This window comes from Citrobacter sp. Awk 2, from assembly GCF_028069815.1.
Taxonomy (GTDB): domain Bacteria; phylum Pseudomonadota; class Gammaproteobacteria; order Enterobacterales; family Enterobacteriaceae; genus Citrobacter.
This window is the reverse complement of record NZ_JANEWL010000268.1, coordinates 1-421: the sequence shown is the minus strand read 5'-3', so window position 1 is coordinate 421 and position 421 is coordinate 1. Positions and strand designations below refer to the sequence as shown.

Below are 421 nucleotides of genomic sequence, written 5' to 3'. Positions count from 1 at the left end.
GTCTCCTGAAGGAACGTTAAAGACGATGACGTTGATAGGTCGGGTGTGTAAGTGTAGCGATACATTGAGCTAACCGATACTAATGAACCGTGAGGCTTAACCTTACAACGCCGAAGATGTTTTGGCGGATTTGAGAAGATTTTCAGCCTAGATTACAGATTGTAGTACGCAATAGTTTGCGCAGCAGCAAGGCGGCAAGTGAAGCGACGGAAGGAGCATACTGAAGTATGTGACTGAGGTTCGCGAGAGCAGCCAACGCGGCGGATGCGATAAAGAATTGCGTACAGAGCACAAAGAATTTGCCTGGCGGCTGTAGCGCGGTGGTCCCACCTGACCCCATGCCGAACTCAGAAGTGAAACGCCGTAGCGCCGATGGTAGTGTGGGGTCTCCCCATGCGAGAGTAGGGAACTGCCAGGCATC

General features: G+C 52.0%; 2 rRNA genes. Both read left to right on the top strand.

Annotated elements, in window-relative coordinates:
• Positions 1–104: ribosomal RNA gene (locus NNO02_RS23580) — 23S ribosomal RNA — on the top strand; the annotation flags it as partial.
• A gap of 198 nt (positions 105–302) precedes the next feature.
• Positions 303–418: ribosomal RNA gene (rrf, locus tag NNO02_RS23575) — 5S ribosomal RNA — on the top strand.
• Positions 419–421 lie beyond the last annotated feature (3 nt).